Origin of the sequence: Hydrogenophaga electricum (assembly GCF_030160815.1) — a bacterium.
Classification (GTDB): Bacteria; Pseudomonadota; Gammaproteobacteria; order Burkholderiales; family Burkholderiaceae_C; genus Hydrogenophaga; species Hydrogenophaga electricum.
The window spans coordinates 89,261-114,437 of record NZ_BSPB01000011.1; the positions used below are offsets into that span (position 1 = coordinate 89,261).

The 25,177-nt window shown below is 69.0% G+C and carries 19 protein-coding genes; 8 read left to right on the forward strand and 11 right to left on the reverse strand.

Annotation, left to right across the window (positions count from 1 at the left end):
• Window positions 1–132 precede the first annotated feature (132 nt).
• Complete coding sequence (locus tag QQK43_RS09375; RefSeq protein ID WP_284307547.1) at window positions 133–924, reverse strand: crotonase/enoyl-CoA hydratase family protein; 792 nt, start codon at window positions 922–924, stop codon at window positions 133–135.
• A 151-nt stretch (window positions 925–1,075) separates the two neighbouring features.
• Here QQK43_RS09375 and QQK43_RS09380 point away from each other — a divergent pair, with 151 nt between their 5' ends.
• The 6 genes from QQK43_RS09380 (at window position 1,076) to QQK43_RS09405 (ending at window position 8,037) form a co-directional block, all read left to right on the forward strand.
• Complete coding sequence (locus tag QQK43_RS09380) at window positions 1,076–1,951, forward strand: branched-chain amino acid ABC transporter permease (RefSeq protein WP_234263988.1); 876 nt, start codon at window positions 1,076–1,078, stop codon at window positions 1,949–1,951.
• Window positions 1,952–1,962: 11 nt separating this feature from the next.
• A complete protein-coding gene (locus QQK43_RS09385; protein ID WP_234263987.1) occupies window positions 1,963–3,039 on the forward strand; it encodes a branched-chain amino acid ABC transporter permease in 1,077 nt (358 codons plus the stop codon).
• Between the two features lie 271 nt (window positions 3,040–3,310).
• The gene (locus tag QQK43_RS09390; RefSeq protein ID WP_284307548.1) at window positions 3,311–4,171 is read left to right on the forward strand and encodes an ABC transporter ATP-binding protein; all 861 of its coding nucleotides are present in this window, start codon (window positions 3,311–3,313) and stop codon (window positions 4,169–4,171) included.
• Window positions 4,168–4,956, forward strand: coding sequence for an ABC transporter ATP-binding protein (locus QQK43_RS09395; RefSeq protein ID WP_234263985.1), 789 nt, complete (start codon window positions 4,168–4,170; stop codon window positions 4,954–4,956). Before QQK43_RS09390 ends, QQK43_RS09395 begins: the two co-directional genes overlap by 4 nt.
• Before the next feature lie 7 nt (window positions 4,957–4,963).
• Window positions 4,964–6,820 carry an AMP-dependent synthetase/ligase gene (locus QQK43_RS09400; protein WP_284307549.1) on the forward strand — a complete coding sequence of 619 codons (1,857 nt, stop codon included), beginning with the start codon at window positions 4,964–4,966 and terminating at the stop codon, window positions 6,818–6,820.
• Window positions 6,821–6,873: 53 nt separating this feature from the next.
• Entirely contained in the window at window positions 6,874–8,037 is a 1,164-nt protein-coding gene (locus tag QQK43_RS09405; RefSeq protein ID WP_284307550.1) for an ABC transporter substrate-binding protein, read from the forward strand.
• Window positions 8,038–8,252: 215 nt separating this feature from the next.
• On the opposite strand, the gene QQK43_RS09410 is transcribed toward QQK43_RS09405, so the two are convergent.
• The 8 genes from QQK43_RS09410 to QQK43_RS09445 all read right to left on the reverse strand — a co-directional run bounded on the left by QQK43_RS09410 (window position 8,253) and on the right by QQK43_RS09445 (window position 19,442).
• On the reverse strand, window positions 8,253–9,326 hold the full coding sequence (locus tag QQK43_RS09410; protein WP_284307551.1) for a CobW family GTP-binding protein: 1,074 nt from the start codon (window positions 9,324–9,326) through the stop codon (window positions 8,253–8,255).
• A complete protein-coding gene (locus QQK43_RS09415; RefSeq protein WP_284307552.1) occupies window positions 9,311–10,531 on the reverse strand; it encodes a thiolase family protein in 1,221 nt (406 codons plus the stop codon). Before QQK43_RS09415 ends, QQK43_RS09410 begins: the two co-directional genes overlap by 16 nt.
• Before the next feature lie 20 nt (window positions 10,532–10,551).
• Window positions 10,552–11,919, reverse strand: a complete 1,368-nt coding sequence (locus QQK43_RS09420; RefSeq protein ID WP_284307553.1) for a phenylacetate--CoA ligase family protein — start codon at window positions 11,917–11,919, stop codon at window positions 10,552–10,554.
• A gap of 1 nt (window position 11,920) precedes the next feature.
• Complete coding sequence (locus tag QQK43_RS09425) at window positions 11,921–12,700, reverse strand: hypothetical protein (RefSeq protein ID WP_284307554.1); 780 nt, start codon at window positions 12,698–12,700, stop codon at window positions 11,921–11,923.
• 72 nt (window positions 12,701–12,772) lie between these two features.
• Window positions 12,773–14,827, reverse strand: coding sequence for a hydantoinase B/oxoprolinase family protein (locus QQK43_RS09430; protein ID WP_284307555.1), 2,055 nt, complete (start codon window positions 14,825–14,827; stop codon window positions 12,773–12,775).
• 24 nt (window positions 14,828–14,851) lie between these two features.
• Window positions 14,852–17,044, reverse strand: coding sequence for a hydantoinase/oxoprolinase family protein (locus QQK43_RS09435; protein ID WP_284307556.1), 2,193 nt, complete (start codon window positions 17,042–17,044; stop codon window positions 14,852–14,854).
• Window positions 17,041–17,427: an acetophenone carboxylase subunit beta gene (gene apcB / locus QQK43_RS09440; protein WP_284307557.1), complete on the reverse strand. Its 387-nt coding sequence runs from the start codon at window positions 17,425–17,427 to the stop codon at window positions 17,041–17,043. The genes QQK43_RS09435 and apcB overlap by 4 nt, the downstream gene beginning before the upstream one ends.
• 41 nt (window positions 17,428–17,468) lie before the next feature.
• Window positions 17,469–19,442 (reverse strand): hydantoinase/oxoprolinase family protein, encoded by a 1,974-nt coding sequence (locus QQK43_RS09445; protein ID WP_284307558.1) that lies wholly within the window; start codon window positions 19,440–19,442, stop codon window positions 17,469–17,471.
• Window positions 19,443–19,642: 200 nt separating this feature from the next.
• Here QQK43_RS09445 and QQK43_RS09450 point away from each other — a divergent pair, with 200 nt between their 5' ends.
• The gene (locus tag QQK43_RS09450) at window positions 19,643–21,322 is read left to right on the forward strand and encodes a PAS domain-containing sensor histidine kinase (RefSeq protein ID WP_284307559.1); all 1,680 of its coding nucleotides are present in this window, start codon (window positions 19,643–19,645) and stop codon (window positions 21,320–21,322) included.
• Complete coding sequence (locus QQK43_RS09455) at window positions 21,319–21,960, forward strand: response regulator transcription factor (RefSeq protein WP_284307560.1); 642 nt, start codon at window positions 21,319–21,321, stop codon at window positions 21,958–21,960. The genes QQK43_RS09450 and QQK43_RS09455 overlap by 4 nt, the downstream gene beginning before the upstream one ends.
• A gap of 105 nt (window positions 21,961–22,065) precedes the next feature.
• On the opposite strand, the gene QQK43_RS09460 is transcribed toward QQK43_RS09455, so the two are convergent.
• Window positions 22,066–22,371, reverse strand: coding sequence for a hypothetical protein (locus tag QQK43_RS09460; protein WP_284307561.1), 306 nt, complete (start codon window positions 22,369–22,371; stop codon window positions 22,066–22,068).
• Between the two features lie 107 nt (window positions 22,372–22,478).
• Entirely contained in the window at window positions 22,479–24,866 is a 2,388-nt protein-coding gene (locus tag QQK43_RS09465) for a penicillin acylase family protein (RefSeq protein ID WP_284307563.1), read from the reverse strand.
• Between the last annotated feature and the right edge of the window lie 311 nt (window positions 24,867–25,177).

Here is a 25,177-nt window from a genome sequence, read left to right on the forward strand (position 1 = left end):
TCGGCTGCGCTACCCACACCTGGATGCCCGCCTGCGCGGGCATGACGGGGTGGCGGTGGGTTGGGGGGCTTGGGGCGTCTGGGTTGTCTGGGGGATTCCGCATGCAGGGCGGGGAAGGGGCGCCCAGCCGGCTCAGAAGCGGCCGTGGCGGCCCTGGCCCTGGGCGAAGCGGGTGGCGCCGTCCAGCGCGTCGGGGATGCGGGCCTTGCCGCGTTGCCATTCCTGCTGCAGGGCGTCGCCCAGCGGCAGATCCCACTGCGCGTAGGCGCTCTCGCGGTCGGCCCGCATCGTGGCCTGCGGGAAGGCGGCCAGTTGCCGGGCCAGCGCGATGGCGGCATCGCGCGCCTGCCCGGTGGGGACCACGCGGTTGGCCAGGCCGATGCGCAGCGCCTCGTCGGCGCCGACCTGGCGGCCGGTGAGGATCAGGTCCATCGCGTGGCCCATGCCGATCAGGCGCGGCAGCCGCACCGTGCCGCCATCGATCAGCGGCACGCCGAAGCGGCGGCAGTAGACGCCGAAGTAGGCGTCGGTTTCCATCACGCGCAGATCGCACCACAGCGCCAGTTCCATGCCGCCGGCGACCGCCGCACCGCTGACGGCCGCGATCACGGGCTTGCCCAGGCGCAGGCGCGACGGCCCCATGGGCCCCAGGGCCTGCGGGTCGGCGCTGTCGAAGTCCAGATCGGCCAGCGGTCCGGCTTCGCCGCGGGCGGCCAGGCGGGCGCCGTGCTGCAGGTCCCAGCCGGCGCAGAAGTGGCCATGTGCGCCGTGAAACACCGCGACCCTGGCGTGGGGATCGGCGTCAAAAGCCAGAAACGCCGCATGCAGGGCGCGGGCGGTGTCGCCGTCCACCGCGTTGCGCACGGCGGGGCGGTCGAGGGTGACGACGGTGATGTCGTCGATCTGTTCGGTGTGCACGGGCATGCCGGCATGGTGCTGGCACCTTCGCGACTGCGGCTCGGGGACAACCCCTAGCGCGAGTCTCCGGGTCGACAGCTATAACCCGCTCAGAGGCCGGGGCCGCGCCATTGCGCGGGTGGCAATGACCTTCCCCGCACCCACAGGAGACCACGGCGTGCAACTGCTGCAACTGCTGATCAGCGGTGTGGCCCAGGGCTGTATCTACGGATTGATTGCCCTCGGGTTCGTGCTGATCTACAAGGCGACCGAAACGGTCAGCTTCGCCCAGGGCGACCTCATGATGGTCGGCGCCTTCGGCGGGCTGCTGACGATGACGTTGCTGGGCTTTCCGTTCTGGCTCGCGGTGCCCGCGGCCGTGATCGGCATGGGACTGTTCGGCATCGGGCTGGAGCGCCTGGTGATCCGGCCCATCCTCGGCCAGCCGGCTTTTTCCATCGTGATGCTGACCATCGGCGTGGGCTACGTGCTGCGTGGGGTGATCACCATGATCCCCAACATCGGCACCGACACGCACACCCTGGCCGTGCCTTATGCGGGCGAGGTGCTGCGCCTGGGCGACTTGGTGCTCGCGGTGGAGCAGCTCATGGTGATCGGCGTGACGGCCGCGCTGTGCGTGGCGCTGTTCGCGCTGTTCCGCTACAGCAAGCTGGGCATTGCCATGCAGGCCTCGTCGCAGAACCAGCTGGCAGCCTATTACATGGGCATTCCGGTCAAGCGGCTCAACGGGCTGGTGTGGGGGCTGGCGGCCGGGGTGGCGGCCATCGCCGGGCTGCTGCTGGCGCCCATCACCTTCGTGCACGCCAACATGGGCTTCATCGGGCTGAAGGCCTTTCCGGCCGCGGTGGTCGGCGGCTTCGGCAGCCTGCCGGGCGCGATCGTCGGCGGGCTGGTGATCGGCATCGTCGAAGCGTTGTCGGGGTTTTACCTGCCCGAAGGCGTCAAGGACATCGCACCCTACATCGTGGTGCTGCTGATGCTGGTGCTCAAGCCCAACGGTCTGTTCGGTGAAAAGCTGCGCAAGAAAGTCTGACCGGAGCCCGCATGCGCTTTATCTTCAAGACCGATTACGACCAGGACATCCGGCTCGCCAAACACGGTGGCCACCGCTTCTGGTATGGCCTGCTGGGGCTGGGCCTGGTGGCCGCGCCCTGGGCCCTGCCCGAGTACTGGCTCGCGCAACTGACCTTCGTGCTGATCTACGCCATCGTCGGCCTGGGCCTGATGCTGCTGGCCGGCTTCACCGGGCTGTTTTCGCTCGGGCACGCGGCTTTCCTGGGCGTGGGCGCCTACACCGAGGCGGTGCTCAGCAACGCGGGCTGGCCGTTCCCGGTGTCCATCGCCTGCGCCGGCCTGCTCTCGGCCGCCGTGGGCATGGTGGTCGGGCTGCCGGCCCTGCGTGTCAAAGGCATCTACCTGGGCATGGCCACGCTGGCCTTTGGTTTCATTGTGGAAGAGGGCATGGCGCGCTGGGAGTCGGTGACCGGTGGCAATTCCGGCCTGCTGGTCAACCCGCCGTCGCTGGGGGGCTGGACGCTGGACACCACCGAGTCGTTCTACTTCCTGTGCCTGGTGCTCGCCGTGGGGGCCACGCTGGCCATCGTCAACCTGCTGCGCGCCCCCACCGGGCGGGCCTTCGTGGCGATCCGCGATTCGGAGATTTCGGCGCAGAGCATGGGCATCCATCTGGCGCGCTACAAGACGCTGAGCTTTGCGCTGTCGGCGGCGCTGGCGGGCATCGGCGGGGCGCTGTATGCGCACAAGATCCAGTTTCTTTCGCCCGAGCAGTTTTCCATCATCCAGTCGATCGACCTGCTGCTGATGGTGGTGATCGGTGGGCTCGGTTCGGTGCACGGTGCCTTCCTGGGCGCGATCTTCCTGATCGTGATGCCGCAGCTCATCGCGCTCGGCAAGGACTACCTGCCCGAAGCCATCGGCCAGTCCACCGGGTTGCAGGGCACGGTGTACGGCCTGGTGCTGATCGCCTTCGTGCTGTTCGAGCCCATGGGGCTGTACGGCCGTTGGCTCAAGGTGCGCACCTGGTTCCAGTTGTTCCCGTTCTACCGCAAGGGCATGTTCAAGCGGCAGAAGTCGTTCCAGAAATCGGACCGCCTGAAATGAAGCACTTCCTGTTGTCTCGGCCCACGCCTGCCGCGTCGTTCCCGCGCAGGCGGGTAGTGCATGGCGGGATGCACGCCCTTCTGGCGGGATCGTGCCTGGATGCCCGCCTGCGCGGGCATGACGGGATTGGGGTGCTACATCGCGGGCCCGGGACGGTGCACCGCGCCCAAGCTGCGCTGAATGTCCGCGCTGGTGGGAGCTCCCGGGGCAGCGGCCACCGGGGGCGCTCACGCGCCGGCACCCGCCCTGCCACGGCCCCGGGAGCCTTGACATGACCCACGCACAACCCCAATCGACCGAAGTGCTGCTGTCGGCCAAGCACCTGAGCGTGCGCTTCGGCGGCGTGCTGGCGGTCAACGACGTGAGCTTCGACGTGAAGCGCGGCGAGGTGTTCACGCTCATCGGCCCCAACGGTGCCGGCAAGACGACGGTGTTCAACCTGATCAGCCGCATCTACACGCCCACCAGTGGCGAGATTCAGTACCTGGGCCCGCACGGCTCGCTGCGCCTGACCGAGCAGCCGCCCCACCGCATCGCGGGGCTGGGCATCGCGCGCACCTTCCAGAACATCGAGCTGTTCGAGCACGCCACCGTGCTGCAGAACCTGCTGATCGGCCGGCACACGCACCGCCGCAGCGGCCTGTGGAGCGAGATGCTGTTCACCGGCCGCACGCGCCGCGCCGAGATCGCCGCGCGCGAAAAGGTCGAGCAGGTGATCGACTTCCTCGACCTGCAGCACCACCGCGAATCGCTGGTGGCGGGCCTGCCCTACGGTGTGCGCAAGGTGGTGGAACTGGCGCGCGCGCTGTGCACCGAACCGCGCCTGCTGCTGCTGGACGAACCCTCGTCGGGCCTGAACGTGGAAGAGACCGACGACATGGCCTTCTGGATCAGCGACATCAAGAACGAGCTGGGCATCACGGTGCTGATGGTGGAGCACGACATGGGGCTGGTGTCCAAAGTGTCCGACCGCGTGCTGGCCATGAGCATGGGCGCCGAGCTGGCCACCGGCACGCCGGCCGAAGTGCAGCGCCATCCGGGCGTGGTCGAGGCCTACCTCGGCACGGTGGACGACGTGTCCAGCCTGCGCCGCGAGGCCGGTGGCGCGGTGCGCGAAGGGGTGCGGACATGACGGCGCCCGTGACCGACCACGCCGTGCTCAGTCTGCTCAACGTCGAGAGCGCCTACGGCCCGATCAAGGCGATCCGCGGCGTCAGCCTGCAGGTGCGGCGCGGCGAGATCGCCACCGTGCTCGGCAGCAACGGCGCCGGCAAGACCACCATCCTCAAGACCATCAGCGGCATCATCGACCCGCGCAAGGGCTCGGTGGAGTTCAAGGGCGAGAACATCACCGCGCAGGACCCGGCCTTCATCGTGCAGCAGGGCCTGATGCACGTGCCCGAAGGGCGCGAGGTGTTCCCGCTGCTGAGCGTGCGCGACAACCTGCTCATGGGCGCCTACACGCGCAGCGACCGCGACGGCGTGGCGCGCGACATGGAACTGGTGTTCAGCTACTTCCCCATCCTCAAGGAACGCGCCGCGCAGGACGCCGGCCTGCTCTCGGGCGGGCAGCAGCAGATGCTGGCCATCAGCCGCGCGCTCATGGCCAACCCCGACCTGATCCTGCTCGACGAACCCAGCCTCGGCCTGTCGCCCAAGCTGACCAAGGAAATCTTCGAGATCGTGGTGCGCATCAACCGCGAACGCGGCACCACGCTGCTGCTGGTCGAGCAGAACGCGAGCATGGCGCTCAACGCCGCCGACTACGGCTACGTGCTCGAAAACGGCCGCATCGTGATGGAAGACACCTGTGCCCGCCTGCGCGAGAAGGAGGACATCAAGGAGTTCTACCTGGGCATGAAGGAAGCCGGCGTGCGCGCCGACCGGCGCTGGAAGAAAAAGAAAACCTGGAGATGACCCTGTTATGAGCTACCTCTGGGACCTGGCCCACATCCAGCCGCAGACCGAGAGCGTGCTCGACGGCGACAACCTGGCCGCGATGTTCTGGAACGCGGTCGAACGGCGCGGCCCCGACGTGTGGCTGCGCCAGAAGAACTACGGCATCTGGCGCAGTTGGCGCTGGACGCAGGTGGGTGACGCGGTGCGCGAGATCGGCCACGGCCTGCTGGCCCTGGGCTTCGGCAGCCGCGAGACCGCCTCCATCCTGTCGAACACCAACATCGAATGGGTGCTGAGCGACCTGGCCGTGCTCAGCGCCCACGGCGTCTCCAACGGCATCTACCCCACCGACGCCGCCGAGCAGGTGCACTACCTCTGCCAGGACTCGCGCACCACGGTGCTGTTCGTGGAAGACGACGAACAGCTCGACAAGGCGCTGGCCGTGCGCGATCAACTGCCGCTGCTGCGCCACATCATCGTCTTCGACATGGAAGGCCTGCGCGACTTCGACGACCCCATGGTCATCAGCCTCGATGCGCTGCGCGCCCGTGGCCGCGAGCACCACCGGGCGCACCCGCAGGCGCTGAGCGAGCGCGTGGCGGCGGTGCAGCCCGACGACCTGGCCATCCTCGTCTACACCTCGGGCACCACCGGCAAGCCCAAGGGTGCCATGCACAGCCACCGCGGGCTGGTCTACACGGCACGCGGCTACAACGCCATCCTGCCGCGCTTCGACAGCGACGAATGCATGTGCTTTTTGCCGCTGTGCCACATCGCCGAACGCATGGGCGGCGAGTACTTTTCGCTCTACACCGGCGCCAAGCTCAACTTCGTCGAAAACCCCGAGACCGTGCCGGAAAACGTGCGCGAGATTGCGCCCACGGTGTTCACCGCGGTGCCGCGCGTGTGGGAGAAGTTCTATTCCGGCGTGATGATCGCGCTCAAGGAAGCTGGCGCCGTGCAGCAGGCCGCCTACGCCTGGGCCATCGGTGTGGGCCAGCGCGTGGCCGACCACGTGCTCAAGGGCGAGGCGGTGCCGGCGGGCCTCAGGCTCCAGTTCCGCGCCGCGCGCCTGCTGGTGCTCGACAACGTGCGCAAGCTCATCGGCATCCACCGCAGCCGCTTCCTCGTGACCGGCGCCGCACCCATTTCGCCCGAACTCGTGCGCTGGTACCTGGCGCTGGGCGTGCCCATGCTGGAGGTCTGGGGCATGACCGAGACCTGCGGTGCGTCCACCGGCGTGCCGGTGCAGCGCATCAAGCCCGGCAGCATCGGCCCGGCCGCGCAGTACAACGAAGTGCGGCTGGACCCGCAGACCAGCGAGATCCTGGTGCGTGGCCCCAACATCTTCATGGGCTACCTCAACCTGCCCGAAAAGACCGCCGAAACCATCGACGCCGACGGCTGGGTGCATACCGGCGACGTGGGCGTGGTCGACGACGAAGGGTTTTTCCGCATCACCGACCGGATGAAAGACATCATCATCACGGCGGGCGGCAAGAACATCACGCCCAGCGAGATCGAGAACGAACTCAAGTTCTCGCCCTACATCACCGACGCCGTGGTCATCGGCGACAAGCGCCCCTACCTCACCGTGATCATCATGATCGACCAGGAGAACGTGGAGAAATACGCGCAGGACAACGACGTGCCCTTCTCCAACTACGCCAGCCTCACGCGCGCGCCGGAAGTGCAGCAGCTCATCCAGGGCGTGATCGACGCCACCAACAAGAAGTTCGCCCGCGTCGAACAGATCAAGACCTTCTGGCTGCTCGACACCCAGCTCACCGCCGAGGACGAAGAGCTCACCCCGACCATGAAGCTCAAGCGCAAGCTCGTGCAGCAGAAATACGCGCCGCAGATCGAGGCCATGTACGGCTGAGGCGCGGCGGCCCGGTTCCCTTCCCGATCCCTCCAAGGAGACACATCATCATGATGAAAGCCCGACTTACCCTGACCGCCGCCGCGCTGGCGCTGTCCGCCGGAGCGGCGATGGCGCAGTCCCAGGGCGTGAGCAAGACCGAGATCACCATCGGTTCGATCCAGGACCTTTCGGGCCCGCTGGCCGGCTTCGGCAAGCAGGTGCGCCTGGGCATGATGCTGCGCGTGGATGAAGCCAACGAGCAGGGCGGCGTCAACGGCCGCAAGCTCAAGCTGCAGGTGGAAGACTCGGGCTACGACCCGCGCAAGGCCGTGCTGGCGGCGCAGAAACTCGTCAACCAGGACAAGATCTTCGCCATGGTCGGCCACATCGGCACCGCCCAGAACATGGCCGCCATGCCCGTGCAGTTCCAGAAGAACGTCATCAACTTCTTCCCGGTGACCGCCGCACGCGAAATGTACGAGCCGCTGCACAAGCTCAAGTACTCCTTCGCCGCCACCTACTACGACCAGATGAAAGGCGCCGTGCCCAAGCTGGCCAAGGAAAAAGGCGCCAAGAAGGTGTGCGCGCTGTACCAGGACGACGAATTCGGCCTGGAAGTCTTCCGCGGCGCCGAAGACGGCCTGAAGGCCGCCGGCATGCAGATGGGCGAAGTCACCACCTACAAGCGCGGCGCCACCGACTTCGCCTCGCAGGTGCAGAAGCTGGCTTCGGCACAGTGCGACTTCGTCGTGCTCGGCACCATCATCCGCGAGACCATCGGCGCCATCGCCACCGCCCGCCGCCTGGGCTTCAACCCTACCTTCATCGGCTCCAGCGCGGCCTACACCGACCTCATCCACAAACTCGGCGGTGCGCCCATGAACGGCCTGTACGCCACCATGACGGTGCAACACCCGTACCTGGACGAGGCCTCGCAACCCATCCGCTTCTGGGCCAACAAGTACAAGACCAAGTTCAACGAAGACCCGACCGTCTTCTCGGTCTACGGCTACAACGCGGTGGACATCTTCATCAAGGCCGCCAGCAAGGCAGGAGCCAACCTCAGCACCGACAGCTTCATCAAGGCGATGGACAGCATGACCGTGCCGCCCGACATCTTCGGCGGCGCCGAGCAGACCTTCTCGGCCACCAAGCGCCTGGGCAGCAACGCCTCGCGCCTGTCGCAGATCCAGGACGGCCGCTGGAAAGTGGTGTCCGACTACGTGAAGAACTGAGCGGCCGGCGTTGCCGCTGCGCTGACACAGCATCGCCGGGACTGTCCAGTCTGGCCCGGCGCTTCGGCCGCCGCGCTTTGCGCGAGCGGCCTTTTTCTGCGCGGCCGCCCATCCATGGCGTCTGCGGTGTGCGGCACGACCGCCGCGAGGCCGGGCGGTGGGGCCGCCGGGAGCGGGGGCGCCGGCGCTGTGGGGCGGGCGCGGTGTGGGGGGCGTTAGGCCACGGCCTTCTGGGCGCTGCCGGCGCGCTCGCCGGGCACTTCGCACAGGCCCAGGGTGCGCTGAATGTGCACCGTCTCCAGCCCTTGCCCAATGAACACCAGCACGGTGCGGCGCGCCTCGAATGGGCGCCACATCATGCCGCCGTTGATCTGCACCAGCCCCTGCACCCCCTGAACGACCAGGCGGCTGCGGTGGTTCAGCGCGTGCACGATGCCTTTGCAGCGCCACAGGCGCGGGCCGTAGTGCCCCACCAGCGCATCGATGGCGGCGTTGAGCAGGTCAAGCTCGAGCGGCGCGTCGCTCACGTAGACGCAGGCGCGCACGTCCGCCGTGTGCCGGCCGGCGCCCACGGGGCGCCACTTGCCGTCGCCCTCCGTCAAGGGGCGCAGGTGCGTGAGCGCCTGCCGCAGTTCCTCCGCCGGCACGTAGTCGTTGGCAAAGCCCCGGGTGTCGAACACGTGGTCCACCAACTGGCGCACCGGCACGGTGTTCAGATCCGCCTCGAGCACGGGCGCGCGCGGGTTGATGCCCGCCAGCAGCGCCCGCACCTCGGCCAGCGCGTCGGGCGCCAGCAGATCGGTTTTGCTGACCACGATGCGGTCGGCATAACCGAGTTGGTGCTGGAACTCGGTGCGCTCGGTCTGCTGGGTGGCGTGCGCCGCATCGACCACGGTGACCACCCCGTCGAGGTGGTACCAGGCCTCGATGGCGGTTTCGGCCAGGAAGGTCTGGATCACGGGCCCGGGGTCGGCCAGGCCGGTGGTTTCGATCAGCACCCGGTCGAAGTTCAGCCCGCGCGCCTGGGCCCGCTGCACCAGCTCCTGCAGCGCGTTGGCCAGGTCGCCCCGGACGTTGCAGCACAGGCAGCCGTTTTCGAGCTGGATGATGGTCTCTTCGCCGGTCTGGCTGAGAAACTCGGCATCCACGCCCACCGCGCCCAGTTCGTTTTCGATCACCGCGATGCGGGCGCCGTGGGGTTCGCGCAGGAAGCGGTTGACCAGGGTCGTTTTGCCGCTGCCCAGCGAGCCTGTGACGATGGTGACGGGGGTGGTCAGTCGTACAGCCATGCGGGAAGTCCTTCGTCTACTTGGATGACCAGGGCGGCACCGGTGTCGCCGGCGGCGCAGCCGGTGAACATCCCGATGCCGCCGCCGGCGTCGTGCAGCGCGTGAATGAGTTCGGTGACCCCGCGCAGCCCCGTGGGGCCTTGCGGGTGGCCGTAGATCAGGCTGCACCCGTAAGGGTTCATGCGCTCCAGGGGGAAACCGGTCTGGCGCGCAAACCAGGTATCGTTGACCGCAAAGGGGTTGTGCGTGACCACGTATTTGACCTCGCTCAGCGCGATCCCGGCTTCGGCCAGTGCCTGCTGGGCCGCGGTGGTGGCGGCCTTGGGCATGCGGGCGCGCTCGGTCCGGGTGTGCGCCACCGACAGCAGGCGCGCCACCGCGCCGCCCTGCCCGGTCAGGGCGAGCGCGTGCTCCACCGTGGTGACCAGGGCGCCAGCGCAGCCATCGGCCGGATGGGTCTGGGTGCCGGGCGTGACCACGCCGCGCGCCTGCACCGGGTGCAGCCCCGCCAGCCCCTCGTGGGTGTAGGGGTGCACGCCTTCGTCGGCGTCGATCGCCAGCGTGCGGCCTTGGCGCTGCGGCAGGCGCACCGGTTGCAGGTAGCGCCGCTGGATGGCGCGGTCGTTGGCCAGTGCCGCCTGGTATTGCGACCAGCGCAGCAGGGTGAGGTCGTCCAGCTCCGCCCGGCTCATGCCGCCGTCGGCGGCCACGTTCTCGGCGGTGATGAGCATGGACTGCCCGGTGTTCGGATCGGCGGCGAAGTTGTCGAGCACCCAGTGTTCGAGCGCCGGGCTGCCGCCCATGGACTGGCTGCGCGGGTAGACCAGCAGCGGGGCGTTGCTGGTGCGGTCGGTGGCGACCACCAGTTGGGTGCCGCCCCCGCCCAGCTCCACCTGCTGGGCCGCCACCGCCAGGCAGGCCACGGAGGTGGCGCAGGCCTGCGCGATCTGCGTGCCACCCAGATGCCCGAGGCCCAGGCGCGCGGCCAGCCAGGGCGGGCCGTAGAAGCTTTGCGGCTGGGGAATCGTCAGGCCCAGCACCAGGCCGTCGATGGCCTCGGCCGCGACCTCGCGCTGGGCGAGGGCGGCCGCGGTGACGCCCGCCGCCAGGTCCAGGCTGGACACGTCCGCCAACGCGCCTTGCCAGCGCACGAAGGGCGAGGACCAGCAGTGCCGCACGGGGATGGCCGCGTTTCTGAACAGCATGGCGCGCTCCTGTGACCGGTTCAGCGGGCGGGCGGCGCGCTGCGCACCGCCAGCAGCGAGTTTTTGTAGGCGCTCTTGGGCAGCGAGCCCGGGGGCGTCACGGTGACCCGCACGCGCACCTGCATCTGGTTGCGGATTTCCGACTCGATGGCCTGCCCCAGGCCCGCGTACTGCGCCGCGGCCACGCTGGGCGAGGCCTCGACGTCGATGGCGATGGGGTCGTCGAAGCGGACCTGGTCGGCGCTTTCTTTCCAGATGCGCAGCATGGGCTCCACGTCGGCGGCAAAACGCGCCGTCACCAGATCGCGGATGGCGGTGGGAAACACGTTCATGCCTTTGTAGATGAGCATGTCGTCGGTGCGGCCGATGCAGCGGATGCGCGGCGAGGTGCGGCCGCAAGCGCAGTCCACGCCGACCACCAGCGCATGGTCGCGCGAGCGGTAGCGGACCATGGGCGTGGCCTCGCGGTTGAACGCCGTGTAGACGATTTCGCCGGTCGCGCCCGCCGCCCACGGCAGCACGTCGCCGGTGGCGGGGTCGATCAACTCGATGGCCACGTGCTTTTGCGCGTTGAAGTGCATGCCCTCGTGCGCTTCGCACTCGCCCCACATGGCCGGAATCACGTCGCCCAGCCCCATGACTTCGCGCAGGTGGCCGATGCCCAGGCCCTGGGTGATGCGCTCGCGGATGGTGGGCTGGTTGAGCCCGGGCTCGCCGCCGCACAGCACCTTGGCCAGGCGCGACGGCACCCCGGTTTCCTGCCCCACCGATGCCCATTGCTCGGCCAGGTAGAGCCCGAACGAGGTGGTCGCCAGCAGCGCGGTGCAGCGCAGGCGCCGCATCTCTCGCAGAATCCGGTCGGTGGGGAAGCCGCCCAGCCAGGCGAGCGTGGCACCGATGCGCCGGAAGCCGTCGGCGTAGGGCAGGCCGCCGGCCACCATCGGCAGTGCCACCAGGTGGGCCACCACGTCGTGCGGGCGCAGACCGGCCGTGTACCAGGTGTTGGCGATCGCGTCGGCGAACATGTCACTGTCGTGGCGCGTGAGACCGTAGTACAGCGGCTTGCCGGTGGTCCCGCTGGAGCTCAGGGTCTGCACGATGTCCACCAGCGGCACGGCTTGGTTGTCGCCCAGGGGTTGCTCGTCGCTGGCGCGGTCCTGCGCTGCGCGCACGTGCTCTTTGAGGGTGAAGGGCAGGGCCTGCAGGCCGCTGAGGTCGCTCAGAGCGGGGTCGGCCGGGGCCGCCCCGAGCAGCTCGCGGTACAGGCCGGAGCGCGCGCGGATCGCGGGCAGGGCCCGGGCGATCTGCTGCGCCTGCCAGCGCTCGACCTCGGCCCAGGCCAGGGTCTCGAGCTCGGCGTTCCAGTAAGAGGGCGTGTCCCGCACCATGTCAGGCGCCTTTCAGTCGAGCCAGGCGTTGCACCAACCCGGGCAGCTCGTGCGCCGGGGGCACTTCTTCGGTGGTGGTCACCAGCTTTTCAAGCGGGCCGGTGGCCAGGGCCTCGGGCCAGTGCTGCGGGTCGCCGCTGAGGGCCTGCCCGTGCGGCCGCATCAGCGCGGCGCTGCGCTGCGTGGCGCCGGGGCAGGCCACCATCTGGGCCGGCCAGCTTTTGAAGCCGGGGTCCTGCACCACCAGCACCGGCGCCACCCGGTGAAAGCGCGCCACGTTGCCGGCCGTGCCCAGCGCGTCTTTCCAGCAGTCGACCTCGCCCGGGGGCGGCGCGGCCGCCTCGTGGAACTGCACGCCGTGCACCCCGGTTTCGGCAAACAGGCGCACCAGCACGGCCAGGCCGCGGCCCAGGTGCTCGTACAGCGCTTCGGCGTCCAGCCCGGGCTGCGCCTGGCGCAGCGCGGCGGCCAGGGTGGACGGGCCCTGGAAGGCCGCGATGACCACCGGTTCGCTGGCGTCGGCCTGCCATTGGCGCACCGCCTCCAGGGAGGCCTGGACGCGCGCATCGGCGGCCAGCCGGTCCGCGCAGTCGCCGCTGTCGGGCGCCCCCAGCGCGGTGGCCAGCGAGCCGTGCGGCGCGCTGCAGAACACGGCGTCCGTGCCCAGCATGCGCCGCAGCTCGGCCACGTTTTTGCGCAGCCGGGTGCCGTCGCGCGCCATCAGCTCCGGGTCGATGGCCTCGATCTGCGCGGCCACGCCAAACAGCAGGGGCGCGAGCAAGGGGGGGTGGGGCCGACCCACACCCCGTGAGAGATCCTGCATGCGTTGCCGCCACATGTTGGTCTCCCGGGCTCAGGCACGCAGCAGCGGCGTGATCTCGCGGGCGTCGGGCCAGCTGCCGTAGTAGGTGAGGATCTCGTCGCGCGGCTTTTGCTGGAGCCACTCGGCCTCGAACTCGTCGTAGCGGCGGCCCCGGGCCTTGCGCGCGGCCAGCGCCTGCTGACGCAGGGCCGCGGTGCGCTCGGTGTCCACCCGGCGCTGCGCTTCGTTCCAGGCCACCTGGTAGACGAACTCGGCGGCCTTGGGCGAGATCACGCCTTTGATGATGTCCTGCTCCACCGCAGAGGGGTCGCGGTCCAGCGGGTCGCCGTAGCCCGTGCCGCCGCAGCTGAAGGCGAAGGTGGCCACGTCACCGTTGTTGTAGGGGCGCACCGAGCGGCCCTGGAACTCGATTTCGTAGTCGCCGGCGATGGGCCGCTCGGTGAGCAGGTCCTGCACGTCCAGGTTGAGCGCCTCGCTGCCTTTGGTCATGAGGGTCTTGACGTTGGCGTTGCGGATGCCGATGCCCGGCACCGTGCAGGGCGCGTAGCCGCCGAACAGCGGCTGGGGCGTTTGCAGCTTGGTGTTGTCGGCAATGGCCATCATGTAGACGGCGGGCACGTGGTGGGCCACCCACATCTGCACCGTGCCCACGCCCCCGCGGTACTTGCCGTGGCCGCAGCTGTCCTTCCAGTGGTTGGACAGGGGCACCAGCAGCGGGAATTCGTTTTCCACCTGCTCGGTGTTGGGCGCGCGGCCGAACACGCACCAGGGGAAGCCGAAGGCGTCCATGCCGTCCTCGGTGGGGCGGGCGCCCTGGCCCTCGGTGTTGATGCTGTAGGCCAGCATGTCGGCAAAGGGTGCGCCCCACTGGTTCAGACCCGCGAGCACCAGCGCGTTGCCGCCGTTGCCCATGGAGGCGCCGCTTTGTTTCCACAGGCCGGTGGAGAACATGGCTTTGGCGCAGCTGTTGTGCACCGCGCTCATCACTCCGGAGGAGATCATCACCGAGCACGAGGTGGCCGCCAGCGGGTCGGGCGAGAGGCAGGTGCGCGTGCCGAACTTGAAGTCGATGGGGGCGAAGGTGCCGTTGCTGATGGGCAGCGCGTGGAACAGGTACTCGTAGATGTAGTTCGAGAAGTGCGCGATGGCCGCCTGCGGGTGCGCGTTGTACGGCGACGGCGTCTCGGGGCCCGTGGCCGAGAGGTCGACCAGCATGCGGTCGCCCTTTTTCTCGATGGTCATGGAGCAGCTCTTGACCAGACCTTGCTTGAGGCCCACGGCATCGCTGAAGGTGACGCAACGGTATTTGCCGTCGGGCCACTGGTCGATCAGGTCGCGCGCGCCCGCCTCGGCCTCTTGCAGCATCTTGCGGAACAGGCCGGTGAGGTAGTCGGGGCCTTCGCGGTCGCACAGCTCGATCAGGCGGGTGCGCACGCGGTCGGCCGTGGTGCAGCGCGCCTTGAGGTCGACCGCGATCATCGAGGGCGCCCGGATGCCGAAGGCCACGAACATGGACACCACGTCCTCGTCGAGCTGGAAGTTCCGGCCGATGCGCATCGGCGGAATGTTCATGCCCTCTTCGAAGCGGGAGGTCGCGGACACGGGCATGCCCCCGGGCTCGATGGCGCCGGTCTCGGTGGTGTGCACCAGCGCGGCGGTCCAGGCCACGAGCTTGCCTTCGTAGAACACCGGCATGCACACCATCTGGTCGGGGTTGTGCACCCCGCCGTACACGGCGTCGTTGGCGAACCAGAGGTCGCCGTCCTTGAGCTCGTTGCCGTAGGTGGCGAGGATGTACTTGATGATCAGCGGCGGGATCACCGCGTGCAGATAGGTGCCGCAGCTGCCGTTCACCAGGTCGCCTTCGGCCGTCATGATGCCGATCAGCGAGTCACCGGCCACGCCCATGGCGCAGCGGCACGAGCGCACGAACACGTCCATGCCTTCGTCGAGGATGTCGTTGGTGCGTTGGAAGCCGATCTCAAAGGTGGCGGGGTCGATCTGCGCAGCCAGGTCGAGCTCGCGCTGCGAAGGGGGCGAGGGCTTGAGCCATTCGAGCTTTTGCTCAAGGGTAGGGATGGCCATGGTCATGTCTCCTTGTTGGGGGGCTCAGGCCGCGACGGCGACTTGGGAGGTCACGCGCTTGCGCGGAGGCGGCGGGTTGATCGCTTCGAGGATGCCCAACCCGTGTTTGTCGATGTCGAAACGTTGTCCGGGCGGCACCACGATGGTGGTCAGCTCGGCTTCGATCACGGCCGGACCGACCACGCGGTTGCCGGGCTGCAGTTGCTCGAACTGGTAGACCGGCGTGTCGGCCCAGGCGCTGGTTTCGGGCCAGTAGGCGCGGCGCTCGCCGATCTGGGCCGCGGCCGGGTCGGCACCCTGCAGCGGGAACTCGGGCACTTCGGGCTTCCAGGTGGGCACCGTCACGCGCAGCACGAAGTTGTCCAGGAACACGCCGCCCGGCTTGTTCACCACCAGGGGCGAGAACGACTCGCTGAATTCGCGCTCGAAGGCATCGTAGATCGCCTGGGCATCCTCTGGGCCGTCGATGCGCAACCGGGGCGAGGACGCGCGCTTGAGGTTGACCTGCCCGCCGTAGAGCATGTCCAGCTCCAGCGTGTACTGGGCGTCGGCGACGTCCAACCCTTCGGCCACGAGGTCGGCCTGGGCCTTTTCGATCAGCGCTTCGACCGTGCTGTTGAACGCTTGCGGATCGACCACCAGGCGTTCGCTCAGCGGCTCCATGAAGACCATGCGGCGGCTTTGCTCGTACATGTGGACGATGTCCATGATGGAGCTGCCCATGGCGCAGAACACGGGGGCGGCCGGGAACATCACGGCCTTGGGCACGTCGCCGCGCAGACCGCTCATGTGGGTGGGGCCGGCGCCGCCGAAGGCGAACAGCACGAAGTCCTCGGGGTGGTAGCCGCGCATGTGCACCTCGCGCTTGATGGCGCCGGCCATGTTCTCGTCCACCACCCGGCGGATCAGGGCCGCCGCTTCGATGGTCTCGATGCCCAGGGGCTGGGCCACCTTCTCGCGGATGGCCTTCTCGGCCTTGCTCTTGCTCAGCGGCATGCGGCCGCCGTAGTAGGAGTCGGGGTTGATGTAGCCGAGCACCACGTCCGCGTCCGTCACGGTCGGCTCGGTGCCGCCGAGGTCGTAGCAGACCGGCCCGGGCATCGAGCCCGCGCTGCGTGGGCCCACGCTCAGGCGCCCGCCCTCCACGCTGGCGATGGAGCCCCCGCCGGCGCCCACCGAGATGGTCTGCATCATGGTGACGTTGACCATCCATTTGTCGATGACCGGGCGGAAGGTGTAGTTGCGCACGCTGCTCTCGACCACCAGCGCGACGTCAAAACTGGTGCCGCCCACGTCGCCGGCGATCACGTTCTTGAAGCCGAGCTTGTTGGCAAAGTAGGCCGACCCCATCAGGCCGGCCACCGGGCCGCCGTTGAAGGTGCGGCTGGCCGGCGTCTTGAAGATGTCGGCCGATCCGCCGGAGTTGTGGATCATCAGGAACGCGCCGCGGTAGCCCTTGTCGCGCAGCTTGTCCCAGGTCGCGCCGATGTCGTTTTGCATCGAGCGCTGCAGGTAGGCGTCGAGCACGGCCGTCATGGTGCGCTCGTACTCGCCGATCTTGCTGACCACGCTCGAGGACAGCACCACCGGCACGAAGCCGATGTGGTATTCCTTGTACTCCTCGCGGATGATCTCGCGCACCCGCCGCTCGTGCACGGGGTTCATGAAGCTCCAGAGCAGGGAGACCACGATGGCCCGGGCGCCCCGGTCCATGAGGCTGCGCAGCTTGCGGCGCACGTCCTCTTCGTCCAGCGGGCGCACCACCTGGCCGGCGGAGTCCACCCGCTCCCGCACGCCCAGGATGAGCGAGCGGTCGATCAGCGGGTGGGGTTTGTTCTGCACCGCGATGTTGCGGCGCTCGGCCACGCGCTGCCCGTCGGTCCACTGCGCGCCGCGGCCGATCAGGATCGCGTCCTCGTGGCCTTCGGTGGTCAGCAGGCCGATGCGCGGCCCCTGGCGCTGCAGCAGGCGGTTCAGGGCCACCGTGGTGCTGTAGCGGATGATGTCGATCTTGGGCAGCAGCTCCTCCACGGTCAGCCCGACCTTGTCGCCACCGGCTTCGATGGCGTTGAGGAAGCCGATGGACAGGTCGTGCGGCGTGGTGGGGCACTTGGCGATGTGGCGCTCGCCGTCCAGCGTGAGCACCAGATCGGTGAAGGTGCCGCCCACATCGATGTCGACGGAGTTGATGAAGTCCTTGTCGGTCTGCGTGCTCATTGGGTCACCTCCACGGCCTTGATCAGCTTGCCATCCCGAATCACCAGCTCACCCTTGGCCAGACGGGCCTTGAGGCTGTCGACGTCGAGCTCGATGTCGTGCGTGATCGGGTGTCCGGGCGGCAGGTATTCCGTCTCGATCTGCCGGGCGCATTCGGGGCAGTAGAACTCGAGGATGCGCACCCAGTCCTTGTCGGGCGCGAAGGTGTATTCGCCTTCGATCACCGGGTTGTGAATTTCTTCGGGCATGCGCTCGGCCACGAGGCAGCCGCGCTTGTAGTTCTCCCGCGCGCCGATGAGCGCGGTGCCGCAGTCGTGGCAGTGCCACTGCTCGTCGTTCATGTCGAGATCCAGGTACTCGGTGAAACGGATTCGTTCGTGCATGACGTTGTCTCCTGTGTTCGTTTCGGGGGGAAGGTCCAGGCTCAGTGGGGTTGCAGGCGCGCGTTGCCGTAGTCGTCCACCACCAGACGCCAGCCGGCGGGCACCGGGCAGGTCAGCGTCGCGCCGTTGACGAGGGCCGGGCCGTCGATCGCATCGCCGACGTTCAGGCCCTCCCAGCGGTGCACCGGCACCGGCTGGCGTGCAGCGGCCGAGAACCGGGCGTCGCGCTGCTCGACCGGCTGCGCGGGCACCTGCTCGGTGCGTTTGCTCATGCCGTGTGCGCCGACCACAAACCGCGTCGACAGGCGCAGCGCCAGCATGCCGTTGCCGGCCTGCGCGGCTTGTGCCACCGCGGCCTGCAGCGCGGCCATGGCCTCGGTGTCGCTGACGGCACCGGTCTCGGCGCGCACCGTCGACACGTCGGCTTCGGTCGAGCCAAAGTCGATCTCCCAGGTGAACCGGGCTTGGGTCGGGTCGAAGCCCTCGCCGCGCAGGTCGCGGTCGGCCTGGGTGTTCAGGGTGCTGACCAGGGGCAGCAGCGCCTGGGCGCTGGCGCTGTCCCAGGGCTGGTCGATCCCGCGCTCGTAGCTGTGCACCACGTCGGAGATGGCCGAGCCGAAGGCGCTGAACACCGGGCCCAGGTTGAAGGCATAGGCCGGGGCCATGCCCAGCTTCTCCGCCACGAACGCGGCGAACATCGGGCCGTTGCCACCGAACGAGAACAGCGCGCAGCCCTGGGCTTGCATCCCGCCTTCCTTGAGCGTGTTCGACACCAGCTCCGCCATCATGGCCACGGCCTCGTCGCGGATCGACAGCGCGGCCACGTCCACCGTGACCCCGAGCGGCTGGGCGATGTGGCGCTCAATGGCGGCCTTGGCCAGCTCCAGCTTCAGGGTGCGGCGCCCGCCCAGGAAGTTGCTGGGGTCCAGGTAGCCCAGCACCAGCAGGGCATCGGTCAGCGTGGCCTGTTCGCCGCCGAGGCCGTAGCAGGCCGGGCCGGGGGCCGCGCCCATGCTTTCAGGGCCGAGCGTCACGGTGCCTTGCTGGACGCGGGCGATCGAGCCACCGCCCACCACGGCGGAGCGCAGCATCGCGAACGACGTCTGCACGGGGATCTCCATCAGCTCGCCACCGCGCTGGTACACCGGCGCGCCGTCGCGCACGATCGAGGCCTTCGTGGTGGTGCCGCCCACGTCGAAGCACACCGCGTTGCTCACGCCGTAAAGCCCCGCCATGTAGGCGCCGCCGAAGGTGCCGAACACCGGCCCCGATTCGATCGTGTCCACCGCCTTGGTCTTGCCGATGCGGGCCACGCCGCCATTGGTGTTCCCGATCAGCAGGGCACCGTGCCAGCCGTGTTCGTCGCGCAGCAGGTCCTCGGCCTTGAACAGCGAGGTGGCCAGTTGGGCGTGCGTGTAGGCGTTCATCACGGAGTAATGCACGCGGGTCTGGTCGTGGCGCAAGGGCGCCATCTCGCTGCCCAGCAGCACCGGCACCGAGCCGATGATGTGGTCGGGGTACTGGTCCTCGATCACCGCCTTGATGGCGCGCTCGGCGCTGTCGTCCGGGAACGCGTTTTCCATGCACACGCAGATGCGGCGCACACCCGCTTCGAGCAGTTGCTTGACGCCGCCCAGGATGTCGGCCGCGCTCGGGTTGGCGGGCAGGCCGATCACAGCGCCATCGGACACCAGCTCGCCCACGATGGTCGAGCGGCCCTTGCCGTAGAGCGCGGCTTCCTGACCCTGGGCCACCATCACCCCCACCTTCGAGCCGCGGCGCTCGCCGAGCACGTTGGTGGTGATGGTGGACGACCAGCGGATCAGATCCACCTGGCGCAAGAAAGCCTCCACGCTGGGGTAGTCCATGGCCTTGGCGGCTTCCTGCAGGCACGCCAGGAACGACAGGGTGTAGTCGTGGGGCGTGGTGTCGACCTTGAACGCGTGGCGCGTTGCTCCGTCTGACACCAGGGCATCGGTCATCGTGCCGCCGGTATCGATGTCCACAGTGAACATGCTTGTCTCCTGTTTGAGGTTCTTCGATGCGGCCCACCGGTCGTGGAGCCTGCCTTGGCATGTTCGGGCGCTGCGCGCGAAGCGGCATCGGGAAGGATTACCTAGCCCCTAAAGCGAACCCGTAGTGCGGCGCAGCATAGGGAAAACCCCGTCGAATCCCCGGCGAAAACCGCGCTGGACAACGCTGTAATCGCCCGTGCATGACGCCTGTGACACCGACCCTTCCCCCCCACATGGCCCGCGAGGCGCTTGACGAGGTCGGGCGGCCCGGGCTGGAGTTCCCCTGGCAACTGGTGCTGGAGAACACCATCGTGGGCGTGGGCTACATGCAGGACCGCAAGTTCATGTGGGCCAATGCCCGCATGGCCGAAATCTTCGGCTACCTGCCCGGGGAGATGGCGGGCATGGCGGTGCGCCACCTTTACGCGTCCGTGGAAGACTATGAAGACGTGGGGCAACTGATGGCCCGCGCGCAGCCCGATGCCTTCGTCACCCACGAGCGCGCCATGGCCTGCAAGGACGGCTCGTTGATCTGGTGCCGGATCTCGGGCCGCTTCATCCACCCGGGCGAGCCGGCCTCGCCCTCGGTCTGGGTGGTGCAGGACCTGAGCGACAAGAAAGAAGCCGAAAACGCATTGCGCCGCATGAACCAGCGGCTGGAGCTGACGGTCGAGCGGCGCACCACCAACCTGCGCCGCACCAACGAGGCGCTGAAGGCGGAGATCGAGCGCGGCCGGCAGTTGCAGGAAACCGCGGTGGCCAGCCGCGAGAAGTACCGCACGCTGTTTCGCCACATGCCGCTGGGGGTGTTGGTGATCGATGCCGAAGGCGCCATCTCGGAGTTCAACCGCACGCTGCAAAGCTACCTGGGGGCCGCCAACAAAGCCCGCGTGGCCGAGCTCTTTCACGACCCCACGCGCGTGGTGCAGCCCGACGGCCAGACCTTGTCGCTCTTCGCCCTGCTGGCCCAGCACCGCTCGATCCGGGCGCCGCATGTCGAGCGCTTCGAGTTCGCGTGGGCCGCGCCCTCGGGCAAGCGGCGGGAGATCTCGGTCATCGGGGCGCCGCTGACCAGCGCCGGGCAGGGCACGGTGTTCACCTTCGCGGACGTCACCGAGCAGGCGCGGCGGCGCGAGCGCGAACACGAGCAGCAGCAAGCGCTGGCCCACGCCGCCCGGCTGTCGCTGATGGGCCAGATGGCGTCGGCACTGGCCCACGAACTCGGCCAGCCCCTGAACGCCTGCCAGAGCTACCTGAGCGGCCTGCGGCACCGCATGGCGCCCGAGCTGGCACGGCGGCCGGAGGCCGAAGCCGCGTTGCACAAAGCCATGGACCACCTGGAGCAGGCCGGCCAGATCATCCGCAACGTGCGCGGCTTCGTGACCCGGCAGCCCGTGGGGTTCGACCCCGTCGACCTGGTCGGCCTGATCGAGCAGACCCGCGCGCTGCTCGAGCTGCCGGTGCGCAGCAGCGGCACCCGCATCGACGTGGTGGTCGAGGGGTTCGAGCCGGGCCGCGCGGTGGTGGCGCGGTGCAATCCGGTGGAGATCCAGCAGGTGCTGGTGAACCTGCTCATGAACGCCATGGACGCGATGGAAGCGATCCCCCGCGCGCAGCGGGTGATCGGCTTGCGTCTGCACCCGGGCGCCCGTAGCATGCTGTGTGTCGACGTGTCCGATCAGGGGCCAGGTGTCGCCAGCGACATGGCCGCGCAGATCTTCGAGCCGTACGTCACCTCCAAACCCAGCGGCCTGGGCATGGGCCTGATGATCAGCCGCACCATCTTGGAGGCACACGGGGGCTCGATCAAGCTGGTGCGCTCGCGCAGCCCGGGCGCCGTCTTTCGTTTTACGCTGCCCGAATGGAGGTCCCACCAGTGAACACGGGTTCTGATGCCGTGACGGTTTTTCTAGTTGACGACGAGGCCAGCGTGACCGCGGGGCTCACCTGGCTGCTGGAGTCGGTGAAGATCCCGTCGCGAGCGTTCTCGTCCGCCACGGGCTTCCTGCAGGCCGTGCACGACTTCAGCGGCACCGCGTGCGCCGTGGTGGACCTGCGCATGCCCGAGATGAGCGGCCTGGAGCTTCAACAGCAACTGATTGCCGACGGCATCGAGTGCCCGCTGGTGTTCCTGACCGCCCATGGCGACGTGCCCGCGGCGGTCAACGCCATCCAGGCCGGCGCGGTCGATTTTGTGCAGAAGCCCTTCAACCCGGACGCGTTCCTCGCGAGCGTGCGCAAAGCCATCCGACTGGCCCGCGAACGCCGCGAAGACCAGGACATGCACAAAGACGTGCGCCAGCGCCTGGAGCACCTGTCCGCCCGCGAGCGCGACGTGCTGCAAGGGCTCGTCGACGGACTGACCAGCAAGGAAATCGCGCGCCGCCTGAACATCAGCCCCAAGACGGTGGATGTGCACCGCGCCAACGTCATCCGCAAGATGGGCACCGAGCGCAGCGCCGAGCTGATGCAGTTGCTGGGCCGGCAGCGGGATGTGATCGCCGAGAGCCGGCGCTGAGGCGTTGGGTGCCTGGCGGGGTGGTGGTCAGCGTGTTGACCCTGCCATGAGTGGTGAGCACGTGGCGCGTGCATTGAGCGCTGGGCCCGCCCGCAGGGCCCGTGTTCACCCCCCGCCCAGGCGCCGGGCTTCCACCTCGAACGGGTTGTCGCGGTAGGCCTCGCGGCCGCGCAGCCATTGCCAGGCGCCGGCCAGCAGGTAGGCGGGCAGGAACAGCGGGCCCCAGCGTTCGCACTGGCGCACGTGCACGCGTTCGTGGGCGCGCAGTTGCCGCATGGCGTGGTCGTGGGTGGCGATGACGACGTGGCCGAAGGTGATGGCCGCGAAGGGCCAGCGGTGCCGCGGCGGGTGGCGCAGGGCAGTGATTTCGAGCACGCCGCCCACGCGCCGCAGGCGCGCGCCTGCGGGCATGAGCAGCAGCCCGAACGCCAGGCCGATGAGCGTGTTGGGCGCGGCCCAGGCGCGCCGCGCCCAGCGCTGCAGGGTGGCAGCGGCGGTGCGACGGCGTCGGCGCGGGGTTATGGCCGCACCAGGGTCAGGGTGTCACCCACGCGCTGGCGGGCGATGTCGGCCGGGTGGAAGGGTAGGCTGTGCCAGCGTCGGGCCGAGAATTCGCGCAACTGGTCGTTGGCGTGTGGCGAAGCTGGGTTGGTCGACTGGCCGTAGGTCAGGATGGCCTGGGCCACCGGGCCGTTGCTGTCGAAGGTCACGGTCTGCACATAGCTGGTGCCGTAGTCGATGCGCAGGCCACGCGCCGTGATGGGCGCCGGTTCCTGGCGGCCCAGGTTGTTGAGCACGCCTTCAAACTCTTCGCCGCCGTGCAGGGCGATGGCTTCTTCGGTGATGTCGGGGCTCTGCACGCTGCCCAGGGTGGCGTCGAGCGCAAAGCCGCTGCCGCGGATGGCCTTGACGGCGCCGTCCAGCGCGGCCCACACCTTGGCGGCGGTGGCCGCGTCGGCCATGTTCAGGCCGGCCGGGGTGGCCACGGGTTGTTGCGGGTCAAAGGGCACGCGGTAGACGCCGGGGATGTTGCGCGCCGTGCGCCAGAACTCGCGGAACACGTGGGCACCGCGCGATTCGATGTGGTTGTGGCGGTCCCAGCCTTTGAGGGCGGCGCAGCCGTCGCGCGACTCGGGCGTCGGCGCCTGGGTGCAGGCGCGCAGCAGGTCGGGCACGATGACCGAGGCCATGAAGTTGCGGTTCTGGAACAGCTGGCTCTGGATGGCGGTTGGCGTTACCTTGCCGCGGGCGAGCATCTCGGGGATCTCGGTCAGACCGGCGCGGGTGCGCGGGCGGCTCAGGCTGGCATCACCCACCATGGGCGAGATGCCGTCGAAGGTCTGCCCCGGGTGGGTGTAGTAGAAGCTGTCGTTGCTGTTGTGCACCCAGTCGCTGCGGAAGGCCACGGGCATGCGCTCGATGGGGATCAGCCCCGGCACGGGCGAGCGCGGGTCCTGCTGCCAGGCGCAGTCGGCGCGTGCGCCGTTGAGCACGACCAGGCCGGCCGCTGCGCGCAGGGCGGCAGCAGCCTGGCTGGGCGTGCAGCGGGTCAGCTGTGCGGCGTCCACGTCGGGCACCACGCTCACATCGGCGTACATCGCGGTGCCCTGGCGGTCGGCGGCCAGGGTGTTGACCCAGGGCATGCCCAGGTTCTTTTGCGCGCGGTGCAGGTCCTGCACGCTGCGAGCGCGCGCGAAGGCCAGGGCGGTGTCCATCATGCGGGTGTTGCCGGTGTTGGCGTCGCGCAGGGCGTAGGCGGCCTTGGCGTTCCAGGTCAGGCCGGCGCGCGGGATGATGACCAGCGGCCCCCAGCGGCTGGACCACACGGTGTGCTGCACGGTCTGCGGCTTGCCGTCGGCGCCGGGCAGCGTCAGGCTGACCTGGCGCGCGCTCATCTTTTCGGGCTGGCCGTCCACCAGGTAGCTGGTGGGGTCGCCGTCGACCAGGGTCAGCTCGTACAGCGTGAAGCGCTTGCCGGTCGACACGGTGTGCGACCAGGCGACGTCTTTGTTGAAGCCGATGGACACCATGGGGTAGGTGCCGATGCCCACGCCCATCACGTCCATCTGGCCAGGAATGGTCAGGTGCATTTCGTAGAAGCGGTTGGGGCCGCTCCAGGGGAAGTGCGGGTTGCCCAGCAGCATGCCGCTGCCGTTGGCGGTGACGTCCTTGCCGAAGGCCCAGGCGTTGGAGCCCAGCGGCGAATCCAGCAGGCCCACGTCGCGCAGGGCCTGGGCGGCGTCGGCCAGGTCCACCGGCGCGGCGGCAGCCGGTGCCTGTGCGGTCTTGGGGGCGGGCCGGGGCGGCTGCGCGCCCAGCATGCCGTCGGCCAGCGCGGCAATGCCGGCCTGCACCGCCACCACTTCGGCCAGGCGCCGGTACTGCGGCAGCGTCATGGGCTGGACCCACGGCTTGCCGCGGCAGGCTTCGGGCAGGGTGGCGGCGTTGTCGGCCAGGAAGCGGTTGTAGCCGGCCACGTAGCCGCGCGCCAGGGCCTGTGTTTCGGCGCTGGTCTGCGCCCAGGCGCCTTCCAGCGCGGCGTCGTCCATGTGTGCGGCGACGAACAGGTCGATCTGCTGGTTGGGGAGGTAGCGACGGCCCAACAGACCGGTGGTCTTGGGGCCGAAGGTGGCGCTGCGCTCACCGCGCGCGGTGACCAGGCTGTCGGCCGTCATGCAGACGTTGTCCTGCGCGTAGGCATAGGCCACACCGTAAGCGAGCGACTCGGGGTCGCGCGCGGTGACGTGCGGAATGCCGTAGGTGGTGCGGGTCACGGTCACGCTGCGCTCGCCGGGCATGCCGGGGCCGCTGGCGCAGCCGGCCAGCAGGGCGGCGAGGGCCAGCGCGGCGGCGCTGGCGGGCAGGGGAATGGCCCCGGGGGAAGATCGGGACGGGGTAGCGGTCATGGTTGTCTCCTCGGTGAAATGGGCCGGCGCGCTCCGTCCGCTGGGCAGCACGCGCGTGCTTTTTCATGCTACCGGCGTGTGCGGGGTCCTGGTGATGGCAATCTGGCCGTCAGTGGTGGCAATATCGCCATCTTCACCATGACGTCATCGCACCCACGCCCTCCGCCTCTGACTCGCTCCGCCGCTTCGCTGCCGGTGCGGGTGGGCATTCTCTGGGGCGCGCACAGCCTGGCCGCCAACGTCTGGGCCGTGGTCGACGTGCTGCGCGCCGTGTCGATGCTGGCCACGGCGCGCGACGCGCCGCCGCCCGT

Coding starts and splice junctions, on each gene's coding strand:
- QQK43_RS09460 (WP_284307561.1), bottom strand. CDS start 22,371: ATGCCCGCAGGCGCGCGCCTGCGGCGCGTGGGCGGCGTGCTCGAAATC.
- QQK43_RS09435 (WP_284307556.1), bottom strand. CDS start 17,044: ATGAGCACGCAGACCGACAAGGACTTCATCAACTCCGTCGACATCGAT.
- QQK43_RS09415 (WP_284307552.1), bottom strand. CDS start 10,531: ATGCTGTTCAGAAACGCGGCCATCCCCGTGCGGCACTGCTGGTCCTCG.
- QQK43_RS09410 (WP_284307551.1), bottom strand. CDS start 9,326: ATGGCTGTACGACTGACCACCCCCGTCACCATCGTCACAGGCTCGCTG.
- QQK43_RS09445 (WP_284307558.1), bottom strand. CDS start 19,442: ATGTTCACTGTGGACATCGATACCGGCGGCACGATGACCGATGCCCTG.
- QQK43_RS09395 (WP_234263985.1), top strand. CDS start 4,168: ATGACGGCGCCCGTGACCGACCACGCCGTGCTCAGTCTGCTCAACGTC.
- QQK43_RS09405 (WP_284307550.1), top strand. CDS start 6,874: ATGAAAGCCCGACTTACCCTGACCGCCGCCGCGCTGGCGCTGTCCGCC.
- QQK43_RS09430 (WP_284307555.1), bottom strand. CDS start 14,827: ATGGCCATCCCTACCCTTGAGCAAAAGCTCGAATGGCTCAAGCCCTCG.
- QQK43_RS09465 (WP_284307563.1), bottom strand. CDS start 24,866: ATGACCGCTACCCCGTCCCGATCTTCCCCCGGGGCCATTCCCCTGCCC.
- QQK43_RS09390 (WP_284307548.1), top strand. CDS start 3,311: ATGACCCACGCACAACCCCAATCGACCGAAGTGCTGCTGTCGGCCAAG.
- QQK43_RS09375 (WP_284307547.1), bottom strand. CDS start 924: ATGCCCGTGCACACCGAACAGATCGACGACATCACCGTCGTCACCCTC.
- QQK43_RS09420 (WP_284307553.1), bottom strand. CDS start 11,919: ATGGTGCGGGACACGCCCTCTTACTGGAACGCCGAGCTCGAGACCCTG.
- QQK43_RS09385 (WP_234263987.1), top strand. CDS start 1,963: ATGCGCTTTATCTTCAAGACCGATTACGACCAGGACATCCGGCTCGCC.
- QQK43_RS09450 (WP_284307559.1), top strand. CDS start 19,643: ATGACGCCTGTGACACCGACCCTTCCCCCCCACATGGCCCGCGAGGCG.
- QQK43_RS09400 (WP_284307549.1), top strand. CDS start 4,964: ATGAGCTACCTCTGGGACCTGGCCCACATCCAGCCGCAGACCGAGAGC.
- apcB (WP_284307557.1), bottom strand. CDS start 17,427: ATGCACGAACGAATCCGTTTCACCGAGTACCTGGATCTCGACATGAAC.